The organism is Pseudomonas sp. 5.2 (assembly GCF_059025405.1).
On the sequence record NZ_JBYBHH010000006.1, the window covers coordinates 170,395 to 191,369 of the forward strand.

18 protein-coding genes are annotated in these 20,975 nt (G+C 56.8%); 5 read left to right on the forward strand and 13 right to left on the reverse strand.

The genetic code is table 11. From position 1 onward, the window contains the following. Window positions 1–12: 12 nt before the first annotated feature. Genes AC5PZ0_RS11720 through AC5PZ0_RS11730 form a run of 3 tightly spaced genes read right to left on the reverse strand, consistent with a single transcriptional unit; the run spans window position 13 to window position 3,003 of the window. Window positions 13–942 carry a 2-hydroxyacid dehydrogenase gene (locus tag AC5PZ0_RS11720; RefSeq protein ID WP_493854999.1) on the reverse strand — a complete coding sequence of 310 codons (930 nt, stop codon included), beginning with the start codon at window positions 940–942 and terminating at the stop codon, window positions 13–15. Continuing rightward, the gene (locus AC5PZ0_RS11725) at window positions 939–1,694 is read right to left on the reverse strand and encodes a class II aldolase/adducin family protein (protein ID WP_493855000.1); all 756 of its coding nucleotides are present in this window, start codon (window positions 1,692–1,694) and stop codon (window positions 939–941) included. The genes AC5PZ0_RS11720 and AC5PZ0_RS11725 overlap by 4 nt, the downstream gene beginning before the upstream one ends. 13 nt (window positions 1,695–1,707) lie before the next feature. After that, on the reverse strand, window positions 1,708–3,003 hold the full coding sequence (locus AC5PZ0_RS11730; protein ID WP_493855001.1) for an MFS transporter: 1,296 nt from the start codon (window positions 3,001–3,003) through the stop codon (window positions 1,708–1,710). Between the two features lie 156 nt (window positions 3,004–3,159). On the opposite strand from AC5PZ0_RS11730, the gene AC5PZ0_RS11735 reads away from it, so the two are divergent. Continuing rightward, on the forward strand, window positions 3,160–4,140 hold the full coding sequence (locus tag AC5PZ0_RS11735) for a LysR family transcriptional regulator (RefSeq protein WP_493855002.1): 981 nt from the start codon (window positions 3,160–3,162) through the stop codon (window positions 4,138–4,140). 65 nt (window positions 4,141–4,205) lie between these two features. Here AC5PZ0_RS11735 and AC5PZ0_RS11740 read toward each other — a convergent pair whose 3' ends face one another. From AC5PZ0_RS11740 to AC5PZ0_RS11750, 3 genes are all read right to left on the reverse strand, one after another. Beyond that, complete coding sequence (locus AC5PZ0_RS11740) at window positions 4,206–4,442, reverse strand: transcriptional regulator (protein ID WP_046785873.1); 237 nt, start codon at window positions 4,440–4,442, stop codon at window positions 4,206–4,208. A 10-nt stretch (window positions 4,443–4,452) separates the two neighbouring features. Then, window positions 4,453–5,868, reverse strand: coding sequence for an amino acid permease (locus AC5PZ0_RS11745; protein WP_433735223.1), 1,416 nt, complete (start codon window positions 5,866–5,868; stop codon window positions 4,453–4,455). A 367-nt stretch (window positions 5,869–6,235) separates the two neighbouring features. Then, on the reverse strand, window positions 6,236–6,658 hold the full coding sequence (locus AC5PZ0_RS11750) for an Lrp/AsnC family transcriptional regulator (RefSeq protein WP_046786383.1): 423 nt from the start codon (window positions 6,656–6,658) through the stop codon (window positions 6,236–6,238). A gap of 183 nt (window positions 6,659–6,841) precedes the next feature. Here AC5PZ0_RS11750 and ocd point away from each other — a divergent pair, with 183 nt between their 5' ends. Then, the gene (gene ocd, locus AC5PZ0_RS11755; RefSeq protein WP_493855003.1) at window positions 6,842–7,894 is read left to right on the forward strand and encodes an ornithine cyclodeaminase; all 1,053 of its coding nucleotides are present in this window, start codon (window positions 6,842–6,844) and stop codon (window positions 7,892–7,894) included. A 32-nt stretch (window positions 7,895–7,926) separates the two neighbouring features. Then, a complete protein-coding gene (ctlX, locus tag AC5PZ0_RS11760) occupies window positions 7,927–8,865 on the forward strand; it encodes a citrulline utilization hydrolase CtlX (protein WP_046785876.1) in 939 nt (312 codons plus the stop codon). A 518-nt stretch (window positions 8,866–9,383) separates the two neighbouring features. Here ctlX and AC5PZ0_RS11765 read toward each other — a convergent pair. The 5 genes from AC5PZ0_RS11765 to AC5PZ0_RS11785 all read right to left on the reverse strand — a co-directional run bounded on the left by AC5PZ0_RS11765 (window position 9,384) and on the right by AC5PZ0_RS11785 (window position 13,006). After that, a complete protein-coding gene (locus AC5PZ0_RS11765; protein ID WP_433735226.1) occupies window positions 9,384–9,875 on the reverse strand; it encodes an Lrp/AsnC family transcriptional regulator in 492 nt (163 codons plus the stop codon). Window positions 9,876–9,888: 13 nt separating this feature from the next. After that, window positions 9,889–10,680 (reverse strand): ABC transporter ATP-binding protein, encoded by a 792-nt coding sequence (locus AC5PZ0_RS11770; protein ID WP_493855082.1) that lies wholly within the window; start codon window positions 10,678–10,680, stop codon window positions 9,889–9,891. Between the two features lie 31 nt (window positions 10,681–10,711). Then, the gene (locus tag AC5PZ0_RS11775; RefSeq protein ID WP_493855004.1) at window positions 10,712–11,425 is read right to left on the reverse strand and encodes an ABC transporter permease; all 714 of its coding nucleotides are present in this window, start codon (window positions 11,423–11,425) and stop codon (window positions 10,712–10,714) included. After that, the gene (locus AC5PZ0_RS11780) at window positions 11,422–12,129 is read right to left on the reverse strand and encodes an ABC transporter permease (protein WP_433735228.1); all 708 of its coding nucleotides are present in this window, start codon (window positions 12,127–12,129) and stop codon (window positions 11,422–11,424) included. Before AC5PZ0_RS11780 ends, AC5PZ0_RS11775 begins: the two co-directional genes overlap by 4 nt. A 94-nt stretch (window positions 12,130–12,223) precedes the next feature. After that, a complete protein-coding gene (locus AC5PZ0_RS11785; RefSeq protein ID WP_433735229.1) occupies window positions 12,224–13,006 on the reverse strand; it encodes an ABC transporter substrate-binding protein in 783 nt (260 codons plus the stop codon). A gap of 792 nt (window positions 13,007–13,798) precedes the next feature. On the opposite strand from AC5PZ0_RS11785, the gene alr reads away from it, so the two are divergent. Then, a complete protein-coding gene (gene alr / locus AC5PZ0_RS11790; RefSeq protein ID WP_493855005.1) occupies window positions 13,799–15,037 on the forward strand; it encodes an alanine racemase in 1,239 nt (412 codons plus the stop codon). Between the two features lie 243 nt (window positions 15,038–15,280). Here the strand turns inward: alr and AC5PZ0_RS11795 are convergent, their stop codons facing one another. Next, the gene (locus AC5PZ0_RS11795; protein ID WP_493855006.1) at window positions 15,281–16,222 is read right to left on the reverse strand and encodes a tyrosine-type recombinase/integrase; all 942 of its coding nucleotides are present in this window, start codon (window positions 16,220–16,222) and stop codon (window positions 15,281–15,283) included. A 204-nt stretch (window positions 16,223–16,426) separates the two neighbouring features. Between AC5PZ0_RS11795 and AC5PZ0_RS11800 the strand changes: the two genes are divergently transcribed. Continuing rightward, window positions 16,427–17,419 carry a DNA-binding protein gene (locus AC5PZ0_RS11800; protein ID WP_493855007.1) on the forward strand — a complete coding sequence of 331 codons (993 nt, stop codon included), beginning with the start codon at window positions 16,427–16,429 and terminating at the stop codon, window positions 17,417–17,419. Between the two features lie 350 nt (window positions 17,420–17,769). Here the strand turns inward: AC5PZ0_RS11800 and AC5PZ0_RS11805 are convergent, their stop codons facing one another. Next, a complete protein-coding gene (locus AC5PZ0_RS11805; protein WP_493855008.1) occupies window positions 17,770–20,736 on the reverse strand; it encodes a DEAD/DEAH box helicase in 2,967 nt (988 codons plus the stop codon). Between the last annotated feature and the right edge of the window lie 239 nt (window positions 20,737–20,975).

The following is a 20,975-nucleotide window of genomic DNA, read 5'->3' on the forward strand; positions in this document are numbered from 1 at the left end:
CAGGCGGTGGGATCAGTATCCGAGCGCGGGGTCTACTTGGTTCAGGAGTGGTTCAGCACAGGCCAGACGTCGAGCGTTCTCGGCTACTTGCTGGGCAATACAATCGTGGGAAGCGCATGAGGCCATGTGGGGTGTGACGACGATTCCCGGCGTGTTCCAGAGGCGGCTGTCCAATGGCAGCGGCTCTTTCTCGAACACATCGAGAAGCGCACCGCGCAGTCGGCCACTGTTGACGGCGTTGACCAGGTCATCCACCTGCAGGTGCTGCCCGCGTCCGCAGTTGATCACTGCCGCGTTTGGCGCCAAGGCTTCAAAGGTCTTCTGGCAGAGGATGCCGCGAGTGGCATCGGTCAATGGCAGCAGGTTGATCAACAGGTCGAGGCCATCCAGGAACTGATCGAACTCGGCTGGGCCCGAGAATGTGCGCATGCCGCTCAGCTGCCTGGCACTCCTCGACCAACCTCGGACAGCATATCCGGCCTCGGCCAACTCGCCGGCAATAGCCCCTCCGAGGGAGCCGAGCCCCATGACGCCGATGCGGTATTCACCAGCGAAGCGTTGAGGATGACGTTGCCATACCTGTTGCTGCTGTTGGGCAAGTGCTCGGTCGAAGTCCCGGTGGTAGTGGATGACCGCCCAGCGAACATACTCCGCCATGCCTTGGCGGTGAGCTGGGTCTACGACTCTGCACACTGGCAATGCTGGCTGGCTCGGGTCGTTGGCCAGGTGATCAACACCAGCAGCCACTGAGTGGATCAGCTTCAGGTTGGGTAATGCGCTGAGGCTGCCTACGGGAGGGAACCAGCAAGCGGCTACCTGTGCCTCCTGAGCTGCGGGATCGTTGGCCAGCACTACGCGTAACTGGGGAGCACTGCGAGCGAAGGCAGACTGCAGTTGGCCCAGAAGTGCCTGGTCGGTTGAAAGCAGTACCAGCGGTTTCATGAGCAGTACGACTCGCGTTGGTGTTCGATCAAGGTCAGGGCGGCGTTCCAGCTCAGGCTGATGATTTGCGCTGACTCGTCGCGTTGGAACTGCGCGGCGGTGTGGCGGCAGACTTCTTCGCTGGGGTAGATGAGCTTGCTGCCGCCGGCCAATGCCTGTACTTGCGCCTGGCAGGCGCGCTCCAGGAAGTGAATCTCGTGGAAGGCCTCGGCAACACTGGCTCCGCCGGCCAGCAGGCCGTGGTTTCGCAGGATCATTGCTTTGTGCGTGCCGAGGTCGGCGATGAGGCGCTCGCGTTCATCCAGAGACAGGGCGATGCCCTCGTATTGGTGGTACGCCAGCTTTTCGTAGAACTTCAATGCATGCTGGCTGATCGGCAGCAACCCGTGCTCCTGAGCCGAGACGGCGATGCCGGCTGCGGTGTGGGTGTGGATCACGCAGTGCATGTCCGGTCGTGCCATGTGGATCGCCGAGTGGATCACGAAGCCAGCTGCGTTCACCCGGCGCTCGCCATTGGCCTGGTCGACCACATTGCCATGTTGGTCGATGCGTACCAGATCACTGGCGCGCATCCGGTCGAAGATCACGCCGTATTGGTTGATCAGGAAGTGATGCTCAGGCCCAGGAATACGCAGGGTGATGTGGGTGTCGATCAAATCGGTCATGCGGAAGTGCGCAACCATCCGGTACAGCGCGGCCAGTTCGCAGCGTGCCTGCCATTCGACATCGCTAATGTTGTGCGGCTTGCTCATGAAAACTCCTGATTTAACGAGCGATGGCGGGAGTGGGTTGCTGCTGCTCGCCACGCAGGCGAGAGAGGCCACAGACGCCGATCAAGGAAAGCGTGGAGAGCGCGGTGAAGAACACGGCGAGTGGCAGCCACTGGCCGGCGAAGCGGTCGGCCAGCAACGTGCCGATGATCGGCGTGCTGCCCCCGGCGATGGCGCAAATCAACTGGTAGGCGAGCGAGATACCGGAGTAGCGCAGGTGAGCAGGGAAGGCCTGTGTCATGTAGCCGGCAATCACCGCATACAGGGCTGAAAGGGTTACTACCGCCAGGGCAATGCCGGCTGTCATCAGCACCAGATTCTGGGTGCCGACCAGCATGAACATGGGGTAAGGCACAGCCATGCACAGCAGGGCTATCAACTTGAGGAAGCGGCCTTCACCGATACGCTCCGCGAGCAGCGCTGCCATTGGCTGGGTCAAGAACTGCAGGATGGTCACCAGGAACAGGCAGTCGAGGATGGTTGCCCGGGGGATACCTTGGTAGGTAGTGACGTAGGTGATCATGAAGGTGTTGGTGAAGAAGAAACCGGCGGAGCCGATGGTCACCGCGAGGGCGGCGAACAGGATCTGTCTCCAGCAGTCACGTACTACTTCAAGCACCGGGTATTTGACGACCTCTTGCTTGGCCTTGGCGGCTTGGAACTCAGGGCTTTCCTCGACGCCGAAGCGGATAGCTAGACCCACCAGCATCAGGACGCCGCTGGCCAGGAATGGCAGACGCCAACCCCAGCTCAGAAACTCTTCGGGCTCCAAGGAAGACACCAGGCGGAATGCGATCAGTGCGAGCAGCAGGCCAGCCGGGCTGCCGAGCTGAGCGAACGAGGCGTAGAACACTTTGCGTTTGGCCGGCGCATGCTCGCTGGCCATCAGGACGGCACCACCCCACTCACCACCTACAGAGATCCCCTGGACAATTCGAAGGGCAATCAGTCCGATGGGGGCCCAGATGCCAGCACTGGCGTAGCTGGGTAGTAGACCGATGCCAGTGGTGGCCAAGCCCATGAGAACCATGGTGACCAGCAGCATTTTCTTGCGGCCCAGTCGATCGCCCAGATGGCCGAAGACCATGCCTGCCATCGGTCGGGCAACGAAGCCTACGGCGAAGGTGCCGAATGCCGCCAAGGTGCTGAGCAAGGGGTTGCTGCTCGGGAAGAACACCTGACCCAGCACGAGTGCAGCCGCCGTGGCGTAGATGTAGAAGTCGTAGAACTCGATGGTGGTGCCGACAAATGCGGCAGCCGCCGCACGACGCGGCTGGTTTGACGTATGCATGCAAGGCCCTTCTTAGAGTTATAGGCAGGTGGGCAGGTTTGGCTAAGCCGGTCGCGCTCTGTTTGGCGCTTTCGAGATTTATCGCCTTGAGGCTATGATTAGTCAATTTGCTAATTCTTATCCGTCGTATTAGCTGCGCTACTAATGGGCCCGTAAATGAATCCGCCAACTTCAAGATCTGATGCTTTGGTCAACAAATGGGAAGGGCGTCGATTCCTGAACGACCGCCTGGACTGGAACCTGCTGCGTACCTACCTTGCGATTGGCCAAGAGGGCAGCATCAGCAGGGCTGCAGCGAGATTGCACGTAACCCAGTCAGCGGTGAGCCAGGCGCTTAGACGTCTGGAGGAGCAGCTCGGCTGCGCTCTCATTTTCCGAAGTGGCCCGCGTTTCGACTTCACGGCTGCAGGTGAGGATGTTTTGCGTATCGCCATCGATATTTATGGCGACGTATCGCGCATAAGTGCAGCGGTGGAAAAGGAAAGCGATGACGTAGTAGGCAAGGTGCGGATACTGAGCGTTAGTCGGGTGCAGTCAAAGTTGTACGATGATTTTCTGGGGGATTTCCATGAGGCGCATCCACGTGTTGAGCTGGAAATTGATGTCATGCGCAGTGCGGACATCATCAGCTCTCTGCTCCAGAAGACTGCCACTGCCGGTGTTGGCTTGTGTCGCATCCCCCAACCCAAACTGGAACAACGCCTATTGCTTAGCCAACGCTATGCGTTCTTCTGTGGCTTGCGCCACCGATTGTTCGGACGCAGCGATGTGACGCTTGAGTCTCTACGAGGAGAGAATTTCGTGAGCTTCGTGAGTGACCAGTTAGGAGGCAACCTATCTCCGCTTGCGATGTTCCGTGACCAGCATGGGTTCACGGGGCGCATCGTTGCTTCCTCTCCTAGCGTAGAGGAAGTTCAGCGGCTAGTTTGTGCAGGTTTCGGAGTCGGCTGCATGCCTGAACACCTCTTCCTTGAAGATGTGGAAAAGGGGCTGATATGGCGGCTGCCGCCCGCAGAAGGTATCGTCAACGCGGATTTGCACTTGCTCTGGAATAGGGAGCAAAGGATGACCATGGCAGAAACAGTATTCCTGGAAAGTTTCCAGCACTGTCTCGCTCAGGTTGATGTCGGCCTGTAGGGCCTTTGAAAAAAAGTAGTCCAAATAAGACGACCGCAGTCTTTGGCTGCGGTCGTCTTGTTTCGCTAGTCGGCATTCAGCAATCGCTGTCGACTCAGCACGCTGTTCAGCCGTTCATCATCGTCTAATTCGGTCTCGCTCAGCATCTCAGCAACGCCGGCACCTGCCTCAACTTTCTCCAGCCAGTACATCACTGCCTTTTTCATGAACCAGTGAGGGGTGCGATCCAGTAGTCCAGCGGCTTCCTTGATGCGCTCCTTGGTCAGGGCGTCGAGTTTGATACCTGCGGTCGTCGAGGTCACGAGCGCTTCCTCACGAAGCCGTCATAGCTAGAGGGGCTGATGCCTTTGCGCTTCGGTGGTAGGCAAGCAGCAAACCGATGTACCAGAACGGCATTACGTAGAGCGCTGTTCGTGTATCAGCCTCCAGTGCCAGCAGGCACAGCACGAACATGAGAAACGCCAAGGAGAGCACTGCGGTGAACCTGCCGCCAGGAAGCTTGAAGGTTGAGCGCTGGTGAGCTTCCGTACTGGTACGTCGATATGCTAGGTACGAGAGGAGGATCAAGGACCAAGTCACCACAACCATAACCGCCGAGATAGTCGAAACCAGGGTAAATACACCCATCACATCCGGGATGACGAACAGCAGTGTGAGCGCGATGGTCATACAAAAGCCTGAGAACATCAACGCGCGGACTGGTGTGCCAGAGCCTGACAAACGCCCAAAGGCTTGGGGTGCCTGCTTGTTGTGGGACAGGCCGTAGAGCATTCGTGAGCCAGAGTAAACGCCGCTATTGGCTGAGGAGGCAGCTGAAGTCATCACTACGAAGTTGATCATGCCAGCAGCAGCGGGCAAGCCACCCAGAATGAATAGTTCAACAAATGGACTACGGTTTGCAGGCACATGAGACCAGGAAATCACGCTGATAATACAGGCGAGCGCGGCAACGTAAAATAGAAGAATCCGCAGCGGGATTGTGTTGATCGCTTTGGGCAGCGTCTTCTCCGGATTGTGAGCTTCAGCTGCAGCGGTACCGATGAGTTCAGTTCCCACGAAGGAGAAAATGGCTATTTGGAAACCAGCCAGGAAGCCAAGCACGCCATGCGGCATCATCACACCGGGTTGTACCAGGTGACTGAACGAAGCGGTGATGCCATCGGGAGAGGTATAGGACGTAGCCACCATGTAGAGGCCAGTGAGTACCAGCGCGACGATGGCTATGATCTTGATGAGACCGAACCAGAACTCCACCTCACCGAAGGCTTTCACCGCCAGCATGTTGAGCGCTACTAGCAGGAACATTGTGCCAAAGGCGGGTATCCACGTAGGAAGGTCAGGGAACCAATATTGTAAGAAGCCTGCCACCACAACAACATCACCTACCGCGACTACGACCCAGCTCAGCCAGTACGACCAAGCGAGAATAAACCCGGCGCGTGGGCCCAAATGATGGTGGACGAGCTCTGCAAACGAGCCCATCTCAAGGTTGGCAAGGAGCATTTCGCCCATCGCTCGCATGATGCAAAAAACGAAGAAGCCAATGATCGCGTAGACAAGCAGGATTGAGGAACCGGAGAGGGCGATCATTTTGCCTGAGCCCATGAACAGCCCTGTTCCGATGGCACCACTGATAGCAATGAGCTGAATATGTCTGTTCTGTAGCCGTCGTTTCAGCTCGCGCCCATCGCCTGCTGCTGCATCTTGAGAGTTGCACGTTTGGTGCATATGTGACCTCTTATTCTTTTTTCGTAAAAACCGCTACACACGCTCTTCGAAGGTGAATTTGTCGCGGTGCTTAAATTTGCAGAACAGCTCAGCGATACTTATATGGAGTGACACATACGAACACGGTAAACACGCGCTCGACGGCATCTATTCGCCAAGCTTGCAGATGTTTAAAATTTAACCAGCCTCTGTGCTTGCTACACTTTAAGATCTATCTGAATGGGTGGGAATGGCCATTCTGCCAGCCATAGTTGCCAATCGGAACGCTACAAACTGCTCACCAGTGGGCGCTGTAGTAGCAAAGTGCTCGTGATTATGAGCAATATGCAAAATCGCACTAGCATGGTGCGCAAATGATCGTTTCGGATTACATCTTGAAGGTCGACAGGAGGATGCTGGTTTCGGTGTTTTCGATGTGCTGAATGGAGCGAATGGTGTTCAGCGCCTTGTCGAAGGCCTCCAAAGTGTCTGCTCGAAGCTCTGCCATGAGATCCCATCTTCCGTTGGTGGTGTGGATGGCCACCACGTTCGGATGCCCGCGCAATGCGTGTTTTACCTCTGCAGCATGGTGCCCACTGATGCTGATGCTGGTTATAGCCCTCACCCCATGCCCGATGGCGTCGGACTGGAGTCGGATCGTATAGCCCATGATGATGCCTTGCTCCTCGAGCTTGGCGATACGGTTCTGAACCGTTGCACGAGCAACCTTCAGCTTCTTGGCCAGGGTCATTACTGGGGTGCGAGCGTTGTCTCTGAGAAGGGCGATCAGATCACGATCAGTGGTGTCCATGTGCTGCATTCCATCCATATTGCTGTTTTTTGTGAGCAGATTGTCTAGAAATTTGTAAAATATGGCAACCTGCACGCTTCAAACTGCTCCAGTTCTTCATCAAAATTCAGGAGGTCAACACAATCACAAATAGCGCCCTCAACGCACTTTATTAAGGCGGGCGCACTTTCAAGGTGCATAAAAATGACGCATTTCATCGACGTGCCTACTATGTCCGATCTGGTCAGTGATGTCGGCGTAGTTGAATTTCTGGGTGAGCTTTCGGAAGTGATTCGCGACGACTTCAAGCGCTGGCCGGAGTTTGACAAGTCAGCACGGGTAGCCAGTCACTCGGCGGTAGGGGTGATCGAGTTGATGCCTGTCGCTGACAATAACCAGTATGCATTCAAGTATGTGAATGGGCATCCATCCAATACCTTCAAGGATCTTCACACCGTGATGGCCTTCGGCGTACTGGCGGACGTCCAGACGGGATACCCAGTGCTGTTGTCTGAGCTGACAATTGCGACAGCTCTGCGCACAGCGGCAACCTCCCTGATGGCGGCCAAAGCTTTGGCTCGCCCAAACTCTCGGAAGATGGCCCTCATTGGTAACGGCGCTCAAAGCGAGTTCCAAGCGCTCGCGTTCCATAAGCACCTTGGCATCCAGGAGATCGTCGCCTATGACGTCGACCCTCAGGCAACCGCCAAACTCATCCGCAACCTGCAGGAATACACTGACCTGAAAATCACCCGCGCCCAGGGCGTTGCCGAGGCAGTGCGGGGTGCGGACATCGTGACGACTGTAACAGCCGATAAGGCCTACGCCACCATCATCACACCTGAAATGCTTGAGCCAGGGATGCACCTGAACGCCGTTGGTGGCGACTGCCCAGGCAAGACTGAATTGCATGCTGATGTGCTGCGTAAGGCCAGGGTGTTTGTTGAGTACGAGCCACAAACCCGTATAGAAGGTGATATCCAGCAGCTCGAAGCCGACTCGCCCGTTGTGGACCTGTGGCGTGTGCTGACGGGTGAGGAGCAGGGTCGCCAAAGCGATGACCAAGTTACCGTCTTTGACTCTGTCGGGTTCGCCTTGGAAGACTACTCGGTGTTGCGATATGTCCTCGAGCAGGCACAAAAGCGTGGCGCGGGCACCAAGATCGATCTCGTTCCGTGGGTTGAAGATGACCCTAAGGATTTGTTCAGCCACACCCGTGGTCGCTCCGCCAAGAAACGCATCCGCCGCGTTGCATAACTCTAAGATCAGATTCATAACGGAATATCGAGATGGCATTTCCTACGCGTTCGATTCAAGCGCCTGCTGCGGTGGTGATGGTCAGGCCCCATGCCTTCACCCCTAACCCAGAAACGGCAGCGGATAACTCGTTCCAGAGCAGCAACCCTGATATCGCCGCTCAAACACTCTCCGAGATAGCACGGGATGAGGTCACTCAGGCCGCAGGGCGGCTGGAAGCTGAAGGTGTCAGGGTGCATCTCTTTGATGACTTCGGCGAGAACAACACACCTGACTCCGTATTTCCCAACAATTGGTTCTCAACGCACCCTGGTGGGCACGTCGCTATTTACTCGATGTATTCCATGAATCGTCGGCGCGAACGTCGTGCAGACGTCATAGAGATGCTCAAGCAGGATTACCGGGTTCAGGATGTGATCGATTACTCGGGCCTTGAACAGGATGAGCTGTTCCTCGAGGGTACCGGGGCGATGGTTTTCGATCACATGTCCAGGGTGGCATACGCCGCTCGCTCCAATCGTGCCGATCCGATTGCCTTGGAGCGGTTCAGCACTCACTTCAATTTTGAGCCGATGGTGTTCGATACGGCGGATGAGAAGGGTGCGCCGATCTATCACACCAACGTGCTGATGTGCGTGGCCACTGAATTCGCCCTCGTTGGCTTCGGTACCTTCACCAGCAAGCCTCGCGCAGAGGAAGTCCGCATGCGCCTGATGGAGTCTGGACGAGATGTTATTGACCTGACCAACCAGCAGATCAATGAATTTGCCGGTAACGCCATTGAGCTTTCTGGCAAAGATGGACGCATCTTGGCGCTCTCTCGCAGGGCTTTCGATAGTCTGACGACCGAACAGCGGCAGCGCATCGAGCGGTCTGCCAGGCTGGTGCCGCTGGATGTTCCGACCATCGAGATGGCTGGGGGCTCAGTTCGATGCATGATCGCCGGCATTCATCTTTCGCCTCGGAAGTAATTTTCGAATGACCCTAATCCCCACCTCCTCAGGTGGGGATTTTGTTTTCAGCTTGTAATGTTACGCAACGTGAGTGATGCGCAGCGTTCCTTCTTCAGTGTGATGCAAGCCAAGGGCACTCAGCCCAATCCGTTCACTGGCGCAGATGCCAGTGGCAAGGCAATCGACTTCTACATTGACGACTTGAACCACACGCCCCCCGAACCTGATGTACCGAGATGCCTACAGTCAACCGTTGCCTTCAAGACTGACCGCACGGGCAAGTGCTGCGGTCTTTGTCTGCCGGAGTGAAGTGGCGGTGCATCGCGTGCAGTACCTACCCGATGATGACCGGTTGACGATCGCTCGATACGTTGAATCGGACGAGTTCGAGCCTCCAGCGCAAGAGACCTGCTGGCAGGGTCGATGCGCCGGAATCGCGTGGGGTTGAGCTTGTAACAGGCCTGTGCGGATTAGCGCACGTGCGTGCCGGTTTTCAAGCGCTAGGGCCTAACAAGGCCCGTCGCGTGATAGGCGGTTTATATCTGCGCAGCAGTGCTCTTGATCGCTGCGAGTTCTGGATGGGCGACCAGTTTGTCGATGTGCAGTTCGTCGTCGCTCATCCAGGTTTCGGTCAGCACCCGGTAGTGCTCCATGTCGCGACAGCGCATACGCAAGCTATAGTCGAAGTGACCACTTATCAGTTGGCACTCATGGACCTGTGGACAGGCGCGCACGGTAGCCTCGAAGGCTCTTTGCGCGGCGCGTCCGCTCTGGTTGGACAAGGCCACAAGGACTAGCAGCAACAAGCCCGGCGAGACTGTCTGTAAGTCGATTATCGCACCATACCCACGAATCACCCCGCGCCGTTCGAGCTTACGCACCCGCTCAAGGCAGGGCCTGGGCGTCAGGTGAACGAGGGTCGAGAGCTTCTCATAGGTAATCCGTCCTTCATGGCGCAGTACGTTGATGATGGCTTCGTCGATGCGGTCCAGTTCCCCATAGTGGGACGTCTTGGCCTTGATATCCATGGTTGGTGTAGTTTCACTTCAGACGGTTGGAAAGGAACTGCCGTAGCCGCTCGCTTTGGGGCTGGTCGAGGATTTCGGCGCCGCCGTGTTCTTCGACCAGCCCCTGATGCAGGAACAGCACTTGGCTTGACACCTGGCGGGCAAAGCCCATCTCGTGGGTGACCATGAGCATGGTACGTCCTTCCTCGGCGAGCGTCTGTATCACCTTGAGCACTTCACCCACTAGCTCAGGGTCGAGCGCTGAGGTGGGCTCGTCGAAAAGCATGATTTCCGGTTCCATGGCCAACGCGCGGGCAATGGCCACGCGCTGTTGCTGGCCTCCAGACAGAAACGCGGGATACTGCTCGGCAGCACGGGTCGGCAGGCCGACCTTGTCCAGGTAGATGCGGGCGCGTGCTTCGGCTTCCTTGGCGCTGATGCCTAGGACTTTGCGTGGTGCCAAGCAGATGTTCTCCAACACCGTAAGGTGGCTCCACAAGTTGAAATGCTGGAACACCATGGCTAGGCGCGTGCGTAGGTTCTGTAGTTGCGCCGGTGCTGGAGTACGTGTACCGGGGCGCATCTGCAGGGTCTGGCCGTCGAGCGTGATGCTGCCAGCGTCGGGTTGCTCAAGGAAGTTGATGCAGCGAAGAAAGGTGCTTTTACCCGAGCCGCTGGCGCCGATCAGGCTGATCACGTCGCCTTTGCGTGCATGTAAGGACACGCCCTTGAGCACTTGGTGGTCACCATAGTATTTGTGCAAACCGTCGACGCTGAGTTTGCTGGTGGTGGTGAGGGTGGTGGCGGTGGAGGTGGTTTCGGTCATGGGCACGGACAGGGCAGAAAAGGGCATCGGATCAGCCTCGGGTAGGGTTCAGGAAGCGCATCCAGCGGCGCTCGGCCAGCCGGAACAGGCCAACCAGGGCAAACGACAACAGCATGTACAGGAGTGCGGCAACGCCGAACGCCTGAAAGGTGAGAAAAGTAGCGGCATTGGCATCGCGTGCCACTTTGAGGATGTCGGCAACGGTTGCGGTAAACGCTAGCGAGGTTGCGTGCAGCATCAGGATCAGTTCGTTGCTGTAGGCTGGCAGCGAGCGGCGCAAGGCTGCTGGCAGGACCAGAAACAGGTTCAGCTTCCAACCGCGCAGGCCATAAGCCTGGGCCGCTTCCATCTCGCCGTGGGGGATGTTGTGGATGGCGCCAGCGAAGATCTCCACGGTGTAGGCGCAGGTGTTAAGCACGAACGCTAGCAAGGTGCAGTTCAGGGCGTTACGAAGAAACTGATCAAGCAGGGCGTGATCGCGCACCACCTCGAGGCTGTACAGGCCGGTGTAGCAGATCAGCAGTTGGATATACAGCGGCGTGCCGCGAAATACGAACGTGTAGAGTTGCACCGGTAGACGCAGCCATATTTTTCGCGAAACCCGCGCCAGGGCAAGTGGCAGCGACAGCACCAAACCGAGCACCATGCTGACCACAAATAGCCAGAGGGTCATGGCCAGCCCGGACAGGCCGTTGCCATCACTGTAGAGGTAGGCCAGCCCGTATTCCTGAAGCAGTTCGATCATCGGGCCAGCTCCTTGATACCGTTGTTGTAGCGCCGTTCAAGGTACTTGAGCAGGCGGTTTGAGAGTGTGGTTATGAACAGATACACGAGGCCGGCGATGCTCAGGAAAAACAGCATCTCATTGGTAGTCTTGCCCGCGTTTTGCGCGGCCTTTACCAGGTCCGCCAGGCCGATGATCGACACCAGTGCGGTCGACTTGAGCAGCACCAGCCAATTATTGCCAAGCCCTGGCAGGGCAAAGCGCATCAGCTGTGGAAACAGCACCAGTCTAAACCGCTGGGAACGGCTCAAGCCGTAGGCGGTGGCTGCTTCCAGCTGTCCGGCGGGGACACTGAGGATTGCCCCGCGAAAGTTCTCAGTAAAGTACGCGCCGTAGATGAAACCCAGGGTCAGCACGCCTGCACTGAAGGGATCGATCTCAACATAGTCCCAGCCCAGTGCTTCGGTCAGGTCGTTGAGCCAGATCTGCAGGCTGTAGAACAGCAGGAGGATAAGCACCAAGTCCGGGACGCTACGGATCAGCGTGGTGTAGAGGGTGGCTGGAACGCGTACCAGGGGCGAACGCGATAGTTTGGCGCATGCCCCCACCAGGCCGAGAAACAGGCTCAGGGCCAGTGCCAGCAGCGCCAGCTTGACGGTCATCCAAGTGCCTTGGACTAGCATCGGGCCGAAGCCCTGTAGTCCGTTCGAGAAGAAGTCGTTCATCGCAAAAGGGTCTCGCTGGAGAGACTGATCGCCTGGCAGGCCCGCGCCCACGCGCACGTGTGGCTGCAGGCTTGCTGGCGATCAGGTCAGGGGATCATTCGTTGTAGATGTCCAGCTCGCCTACGTACTTCTTCTGGATCAAAGCGTAGGTACCGTCGGCGTGGATCGCTGCAATACCCTTGTCCAGCAGTGCCTTGAGTTCAGTGTCGGTAGTGCGTAGGCCTATGGCGATGTCCAGAGGCAGGGTCGGGTCCTTGATAGCCGGGCCGCTCTTGAAATTGGCGCCCTCTGGCTTGGTCAGGAAGTTCAGCTGAGCCTCAAGCTTGTCTGTGACTGTGGCGTCTAGGCGACCGTTGAGCAGGTCGGCGTAGTTCTGGTCCTGAGACTGGTAAGCCTTGACCTGGGCACCGAGAGGGGAGAGCTTGGCGCGAGCGTAGGCCTCCTGCAACGAGCCCTGAAGAACGCCGATCTGCTTGCCCTTGAGAGATTCGGGAGTATCACCGAAATCGGCCGACTTGCGCACAATCACCGAGGTGGGGCTGAGGTATAGGCGGTCACTGAAGGCGATCTGCTTGAGACGCGCGGGAGTGACGGCCATGGACGACATGATGGCGTCGAATTTGCGTGCGCGCAGGGCCGGGATCATCCCGTCGAATTCGTTGTGTACCCAAGTGCACTTGACTTGAAGCTTGGTGCAGATGGCGTTGCCTAACTCGATATCGAAGCCCTGGAGGCTGCCATCGGCGGCGACTGATTCGAAGGGTGGGTACTGGGGAAAGACGCCGAAGCGGATCTCAGTCCACTCCTTGGCCTGGACGGCGGCGGTGGCGCACAACGAGAACAGCAAGGCGCCGAGGCGAATTCGTTTAGATGTCATGGATAGGGTCCCTGGGTGTTGTTGTTTGTAATAGGGCAGTAGAAAGGAAGTTGCTGTTTTGCTCTTGTTATAAGTGTTGTCGCTGACACTTTGGCCATGGCTCAGCATGCGTGAGCCGCGCCGGACTTTTTTGTTGTTTGAAGCATGCTCGGGTGACTGTTTCGGCTGTAAAGCTATCATTCACAGCGGAATCGGCTGACACCCTATCAAAGGGCAAATTTACGACAGCAGCTTCACTTGTTGTTGTGCAATGCGGCCGCGCTGGGCTGAGCGGCAGCCCAAAGGTTTTCAGCGAAATTCTGCGCGAACTTCACTGCATCGGGGGGGGGGGCAGCGCAGGCACGTCCTTTGGAGGCTCCTGCGTTGGCACAAACCTGATATCACTCGCGATCACCATCTTCGCGGTCAAGCCTGGCAAATAGCGCAGCGCTAAATGACCATTATCCGGCCACTCGTACAACGCGTGCTACGTCGTCAAGGCCCAGTAGCGGACCAGCTCATCTGACGGCCCCAAACAAATCGCTTGAAACACCAAGGGGAGGCGGGGTCGATCATGTAGGAGTATTGATGACCGCTGTATCCGCCTTATGCCATTGCTGTGAGCCAGGCTTCACCAGTACTGCCGCCCCGATACAGCGAAAACAGTCGTTAAACGCACTATTACAGCAATTTCCGTCGCCATCGCCCGCCAGTACGACATTTGTCGTCTGCCCGCCTGCTGGAGACTTGTGGCGTCGGGCAACACGCCCGCAGAAACACAATCCGCCGCATGACTTGCTATGGACGACTCCCATGAAGCGACACACCCTTAGCCACCTGACACTTGCCCTAGCGCTGGTCGCGTGCACCCGCGTCAGCCTCGCTGCGCCACTGCTCGATACCCAAATCGCCGACCCTGTAGCTTCGGCTAGTGCGACTGAAAGCAATGCTTGGCTCGAGATCAATAAAGCTGCGTTCGAGAACAACATTACCCGCCTGCAGAAATTGGTGGACGGTAAAAGCAAGATCTGTGCAGTCATGAAAGCCGACGCCTACGGCACCGGCCTTGCCCTATTGGCCCCGTCAGCGATCAGGATGGGGATCGAGTGCATCGGTATCACCAGTAACGAAGAGGCGCGGGTGGCCCGCGAGCAGGGTTTCCAGGGGCGCCTGATGCGCTTGCGTACCGCCACCCTGGCCGAAGTCAAAGGTGGTCTGGCGTACAACCTCGATGAAATGGTCGGCAACCTGACCGTGGCGCGTGAGTTAGATGCATTGGCACATGCCACCGGGAAAAAACTGCGCGTTCACTTAGCTCTGAACTCCGCGGGCATGGGCCGCAATGGCCTAGAGATGTCGACCGAGCAGGGCAAGAAAGATGCTCAAACGGTGGTGGCGCTGCCTAACCTGGAACTGGTCGGCATCATGACCCACTTCCCGGTCGAAGAGCGCCACGATGTACTGAAAGGGCTGGAGCAGTTCAAGTCCCAATCCAGCTGGTTGATCAAGGCCTCGAACCTGGACCGCAGCAAGCTGCTGCTGCACTGCGCCAACACCTTCGCCACACTCGAAGTGCCCGAAGCTTGGATGGACATGGTCCGGCCGGGTGCTGCGTTGTATGGCTATCCGGTGGGCGGACACCTGGAGTTCGAGCGCGTCATGCAGTTCAAGTCGCGCGTGGCGGCAGTCAACCCGTATCCGGCGGGCAGCGGCATCAGCTATGACCACATCTTCACCTTGAAGCGTGACTCATTGGTGGCCAACATTCCGGCGGGCTACTCGGACGGCTATCGCCGGGCGTTTTCCAACAAGGCATCCGTGCTGATCAATGGCAAGCGCGCGCCAGTCATTGGCAAGGTCACCATGAACACCATGATGGTCGATGTCACGGACGTACCGGGAGTAAAGCCTGGTGATGAGGTGGTGCTGTACGGAAAGCAGGGCAGCGAAGAAATCACCCAGGCGGAACTGGAATCCTTCAACGGCGCACTGTTGGCGGACCTTTATACGGTCTGGGGAAACTCCAACCCGAAAGTTCTCAAGGCCAAGTGAAGCCAGCAGGTGTCGCAACACACGGCTGCTGAGCTGTCGTGTGTTACAGCGCCTGGCGTGCAATGAGAGCGCCCTGCCTTCACAGGGCCTCTCGCTGGAGTGGTAATTGCGTGTATCAAGGCACGTGAATCAATAGCCATCAAACCTGACAGCAACACTACCATCCAGCCGACCGCCGTACTTGAGAAGTATGATGGCTTTTCAAGCGCCTAGCCTTCATTCTTGGGCTAGAGGAGGCTAATCTTACTTCTCCAGCCTCCTGATAAGGCCCCCAAACTGCTGAGCCGGCTCTACATAGCGAAGCGCTGATTTCATGTCGCTCCAGCCTACGTACTCCATGAGAGTTTTGATGTCCCAGCCTGAACTGGCGGCCCACGTGGCAAACCCACGTCGGATCGAGTGAGCACTGTAGATCTCGGACGGCAAGCCACACCGATCTAAGATGTCGCGAAGGAGGGGAATGAGGCTATGGGCCGCGAGCGGCCGATCACTGATATTCCCCCAGCGATCAATGCCTCTGAACACTCCACCGCGGGTTAGGCCGGCAGCTTCAATCCAATTCAAGTAGGCCTCTACTGGGCAAAGCTTGCTCAACGAAGGCGTCTTGTATTCACGCCCGATGTTCTGCCGATCTCCTTTGCTCGAGCCTAGGTAAAACCTGATTCCGACGTACCGCTCAGCATGCGTGTTGTCGATCGTGAGCCTAGCCAGTTCGTCCCCGCGGAACCCCCTCCAGAAACCGATTGTTAGCAGGGCGATATCGCGAGTCGCTTTGAGCAGAGTGGCCATGTTCCCCGCGGCTCTTGCCTGAGCTACCTCACCTTCGAGGTGAGCTACCGCCTTTTCGAGGTGTAGCAACGCAAGCGGGGCTGCTTGCTTCTGCTGCACCGGGTGTAACGCCCGAATGCCTTTCAGCAACTGCCTGACTTTAGGGGCTTTAGTAGGGTCGGGGAAGCCGTTGCTTTGATGCCAATTGGCGAGGGCAGCCAGGCGCTGCTTGAGGGTGCTGAGCGCAAGTTGGTCAGCGTACTCAGCGATGTACCGCACCACTGACTCGGTGGTGGTTGGCAGAAAGCCGCCCCAGGTCACCTCATAGTGGGTGAGGGCAGCCGCATAGCTCTTCGATGTGTTCTCTCGGACGCTCGCTTCTAAGTATTTATCTGCCTTGCTGGCCACATCAATCACGCCAATCCTCCGTTTCGAGCTCCAGTAGCTCTCATTCGCCACTTGTACCGCTTACCGGGCCATTTTACCCCCGACTCGGACCATGACAAGCCATAAACCTCGATTATGTCTTGCCATTTATTGGAGAAATTTTTTAGTGATTTTGTGTTAAAGTGGCACGTAATTACATGAAACGTAAAACAGTACGAAATTGTAGGAGCAGACATGGCTAGAGGCGGTATTAACCTGGTGCTGGTGCGCAAGGCTCGCGAGGCTCTGCTATCGAGGGGGCAGAACCCTAGCATCGACGCGATACGCATCGAACTCGGAAATACCGGTTCAAAGACAACGATTCAGCGATATTTGAAGGAGATTGAGTCGCATGATCCCCGCCCCTCGGCTTCGCCTTCACGCCTAAGTGATGAACTCACTGAGATGGTGAGCAAGATGCTTGAGCGCTTGCTGGAGGAGGGGAATGAAGCGCTGGCACACGAGCGTTCTGCATTCGAGGTTGAGCGCAAAGCCATGAAGGCAGAGAGCAGTACACTTCAAGGTGACCTAGAACAGGCGCAACGGGAGATTACAAAGCTGCAGTCTGCACTGCAGGCCCAGGATGAAGAGCTCAAGACCGTTCAATCCAGCCTTCAGACCGAGATTACCCGTAACGCCCGCATTAGCCAGAGCTGCAGTGACCTTGAGGTTCGTGTCCAAGAGAAGGATGCCCAAATCGAATCTCTGGAGGAGAAGCACACGCATGCCAGAGAAGCACTGGAGCACTACCGAGTCTCAGTAAAGGAACAGCGCGACCAAGATCTAAACCGCCATGAGTCTCAGATCTACCAAATGCAGCAAGAGATGACCCTGCTCCAGCAGACACTGATGGTTAAGCAGGAAGAAGCCACTCGCATGATCCGCGACAACGAACGGTTGATCGCTGAGAACCGGCAGCATGCCAAGGAGGCTAATCAGCATCGCGATGCTATCGAACATCTGAGAGGCGACCTGGGCATCGCTAATGCTGCGACTGCTCGCGCGGAAGGTGCCAAGGAGCTATTGGCGCACCAGCTCGAAGCCAAGACCAAAGAGGTTAGCGAAGCCCGCTCCGATGCCTCCGCGGCACAGCAGAGGGAAGGCAAGCTAGTCCAGAAACTCGCAAGCGCAGAAGCTGAAATCAAGGAATTGCGAGCCTCAAGCGATGCGGAAAGCTCGAAGGAGTAGGTCAGAAACCTGAAATGGGTGAGGGGACGGGCGAAGGCGTACAAATGTACTCCTGGCAAGTTCTCTATCTAAAACCTCCGAGCGCCAACCTTTCACTTAATACTGCCAGGCCGGACTCGAGTGGTGGTCAGCAAAGAAATCAGAGTGGGCCTTAACTATCCACGGCCGCACACGCGCTGATAGGGGCACGAAATACAGCCCGCCTTTCGTCATGCGCCACTCGGGCATGATGTGCTGAACGTCCATCCCCTAGCAATTCGGCCTAAGCCAGCAACGGCACGACCACTGCATCTGAGCTAATGGCGTGCGGTGGGCCGCGATGTGCAACGTAGTTCCAGCGCCCTTAGCAGCTATTCACTCACTAGCCAGTAAGCTTTTGCCGAGCCCTGGCGTGCGTAACCTATGCAGAACGCCATCAAATCGCTCATACGCTCATCAACCATGGTGCGCCGGATCCCAGGTTGAACGCCCACTACCGTGAAGGTGAGAGCTGTTGCAGGTGTTGAGCGCAGCAAATCGTAGGTTTCATCCCTATCCCCGCTGACAAAGTACGAAGGAGATGTGTGTCTGCGATGCATGCGATCTTCCATATGATGGAGCAAGGTCGAGACGTTGCAGTAGTAAGCTGACTTTACCAGTTGCCCTGCAACCTCGTACACGTCACCAACTCGCCCTCCATTGGCTGGCCCTCCTGCACCTTTACAGTGATAGAGGGTGACGTTGACTTCATGGGCTGCGTTTACTGTGACGCAGATGTAATCGGCCGCCTCGCCTGAGCGATGGTCGTAGTACAAACACCGGAGATCTGGAAGCGTTAGAAGGTATTGCTCAAGGTGCTCCTGCACAGTTGCTTTGCCATCTAGCTCTGCACGCCTCGCCAGTGTGCGAGGCTCCCGATTGTTCGGCAAGAACTCTACCTCGATCGCACAGCCTGTCCAGTCGATTGACTCCGCATCACCTGGAGCAAGCGTGAGGGATCTGAGTAGGGGGGCAGCGATTTTGTTTAACCCTTCAAACGAAGACTTATCCGTTGCATAGAAAATCGGAGGGTACTCACTAAGCCAGTCGGCAAGTGGCATCCAGCCATCCTGGCTGGACTCGATGGTCATTGTGGCATCTGGCTCCAGGCAGCGAATCAGCTGTCCTCCCTCGAGACTCAGGCGCATCCGGATCTGCCCCTCGGCATGAGTAATCGAAAAATCCAGCTGCCCGGCTTGTGGATTGCACTCAAAATCCTGGATATCCCACTCCACAAGCCTGGAGGTTTGTAGCCCTTGTTCGTTCGTTGCCCTGAAGTGAATGCGAGGATTTCGAGTGAGGCCATGCCGCGACCAGTTGGCCGCCATAACCGTCCTTGGTAGTTCCTGAAGAGTCGTAGTGGTTCTGATCAAGTCGAGGTGGCTTTGGCTAAACGCAGCATCTCCGATGATACGTCCATGGAGCGTCTGTACCCAGGCAACGAAATCAGGAACGGATAGGCGCTGATTGCTCCAGATTCTCGAGCTGCTACTGGCTCCGATGGTTTCACGCACTTGGCCGTTCATGCCACTCCCGAAGTAGTGCCCCTGAGCGTACGCGCGGCTATCTCCCGCAGTGACCGCGCGTTCGGCTTGTGGGCCAGTCAGAGTTCGGTAAGTTTCGACTTGCGAATTGAATGTCGTATTCTGCAAGCCAACAGCAAAAAACCTCATTCCCTCCAGTCCGGCCCTCGCGCGGCTCGTTTCTTCGTAGCTCAACCCCCGGGCGCCGGCCCGGCAAACGATATCCATGATGGTCAGGTACAGCTTCTCAGTCCTGAGGGTTGAGCCAATGAAGCAGTAGCTCGACTCAGGAAAATACATCAGCAGGAAGGCCTCGTGCCGAATGTCGGTGAGCGTGTTTGAGGTCGACCAGTTCGGAGGCGCCTCATCTGCTGTCAACACGAGAGACAGATTGCCATCTGGCGTTCCCCACTGTTTCACAATCCGAAGCACTCGACCGACCTTTTCTCCCAGCAAGTCGAAATCCGGCCTGCGACTGCAGTGAAACCCTCGGACGTGCGCGTACAAATTGAAGGACAGCGCAGACACGGACTCATAGTCAGATTCAGTCATCCGACGCACCGGCAAGCTTTCGATGAATTCTTTGGCCTCAACCACGCCCTGGATTTGAGCAAGCGCGGCATCATCAATCATCTGAGCCAGATCGACGCCCTCTCTAAGCAGAGTCGCTGTCGCCTCACGCACTCTGAATGCCGGTGCAATGAGGGTTGGGCGTCCGGTGGTGCCGTCGATCCTGGCGAACCTGCCGATGAACTGAATTGTGGGTACCAGTGATTTGTGAGGTGCGTGCAACGCGGCGACCTTGAGCTTCGGGAAGTCATAGCCTTCACCAAACATGTCTACGCAGATGATGGCCTTCAATTCACCAGAAACGAGCCGCGCTTCGATTGAGTCCTGCTGGCGCTTGGTCAGTCGGCTGCTGATGGCGGCGACGGAAACGCCCAGTTGCTCGTAGATTGGTACGAGCGCTTGCGCAGAAGATATGGTCGAGGCGCGTACGAAAAGCCTATGATCAAAACCGCTAGCGATATCTTCTTCTAGCTGTGCAACTGCAGTTTGGGCAATCGCCCGATCAACATGCTCATCATCAAGCTCGTTATCTATGGGCGCCTCCCGGAATACGATAGGGTCGAACGCCCCTTCAGACACTGCTCTCATCACAGGATATCGGTAGATCAGCTTGCCCGGAATAACGCGGTCATCGCGCCTGAAGGGGGTTGCCGTCAAAAATATAAATCGAGCTGTCGAGTAGTGATCCAGATACTCTGCCCAAGAGTCTGCCGGCGCATGGTGTGCTTCGTCGAAAATCACCACGTCAAAGAGGTCGGGCGCTGCCCCTGGGGCAATCATCGGTGAAGAGCTGCCGGGGGTTGAGATCACGACGTCGAATTCTCGCAATTGTTCCCAGGCCTCAGGCGTTATCGGCCGCCCCGAATGCAAGTGAACGGAAGGTAGCGGCCCGTCTTCAGGTAGCGCACCGATGCGTATGAGTGTTGAAAGGGTGGAAAAATGCGAGTGCACCTGTTTGCGCAGAGCACTTGATGGCTCGACGATGAGTATCCGGGTTGCTCCAAGTAGAAGCGGTAGCGACATCATCAATGATGTCTTTCCATATCCAGTGGGCAGGCAGATGATCGCGGGGTCGTCTTGCACGGAGAAATGGGCCAATGTTGCATGCATTGCGCCAAGCTGGCCCGGCCTAAAGCCGCTGTTAGGTGCGTCGGTTTGCTGAAGAAGCTTGAGTGATCCCGCCTGCTCTACGAAAAACCCACCCATTTCGACCGTCCTTGGATATTTCTAACCAATCCTAATGTGCGACGGGCTTAAAACAAGTGATAAAGGTACAAATTTCTTTCAGCGACCCTGGCTTCTGCTTGCTTCTGCAGGCATAGGGGATTAGGTGCTGGGATCCGAGCAACTCACAAGGGCTCACTTGAGCGCGGCCCGTACGTTGCAATTGGTATAGATGTCGCTGCAGCGATTATCGGCGCTGTTTGTTCCGCAACGGACTCCCT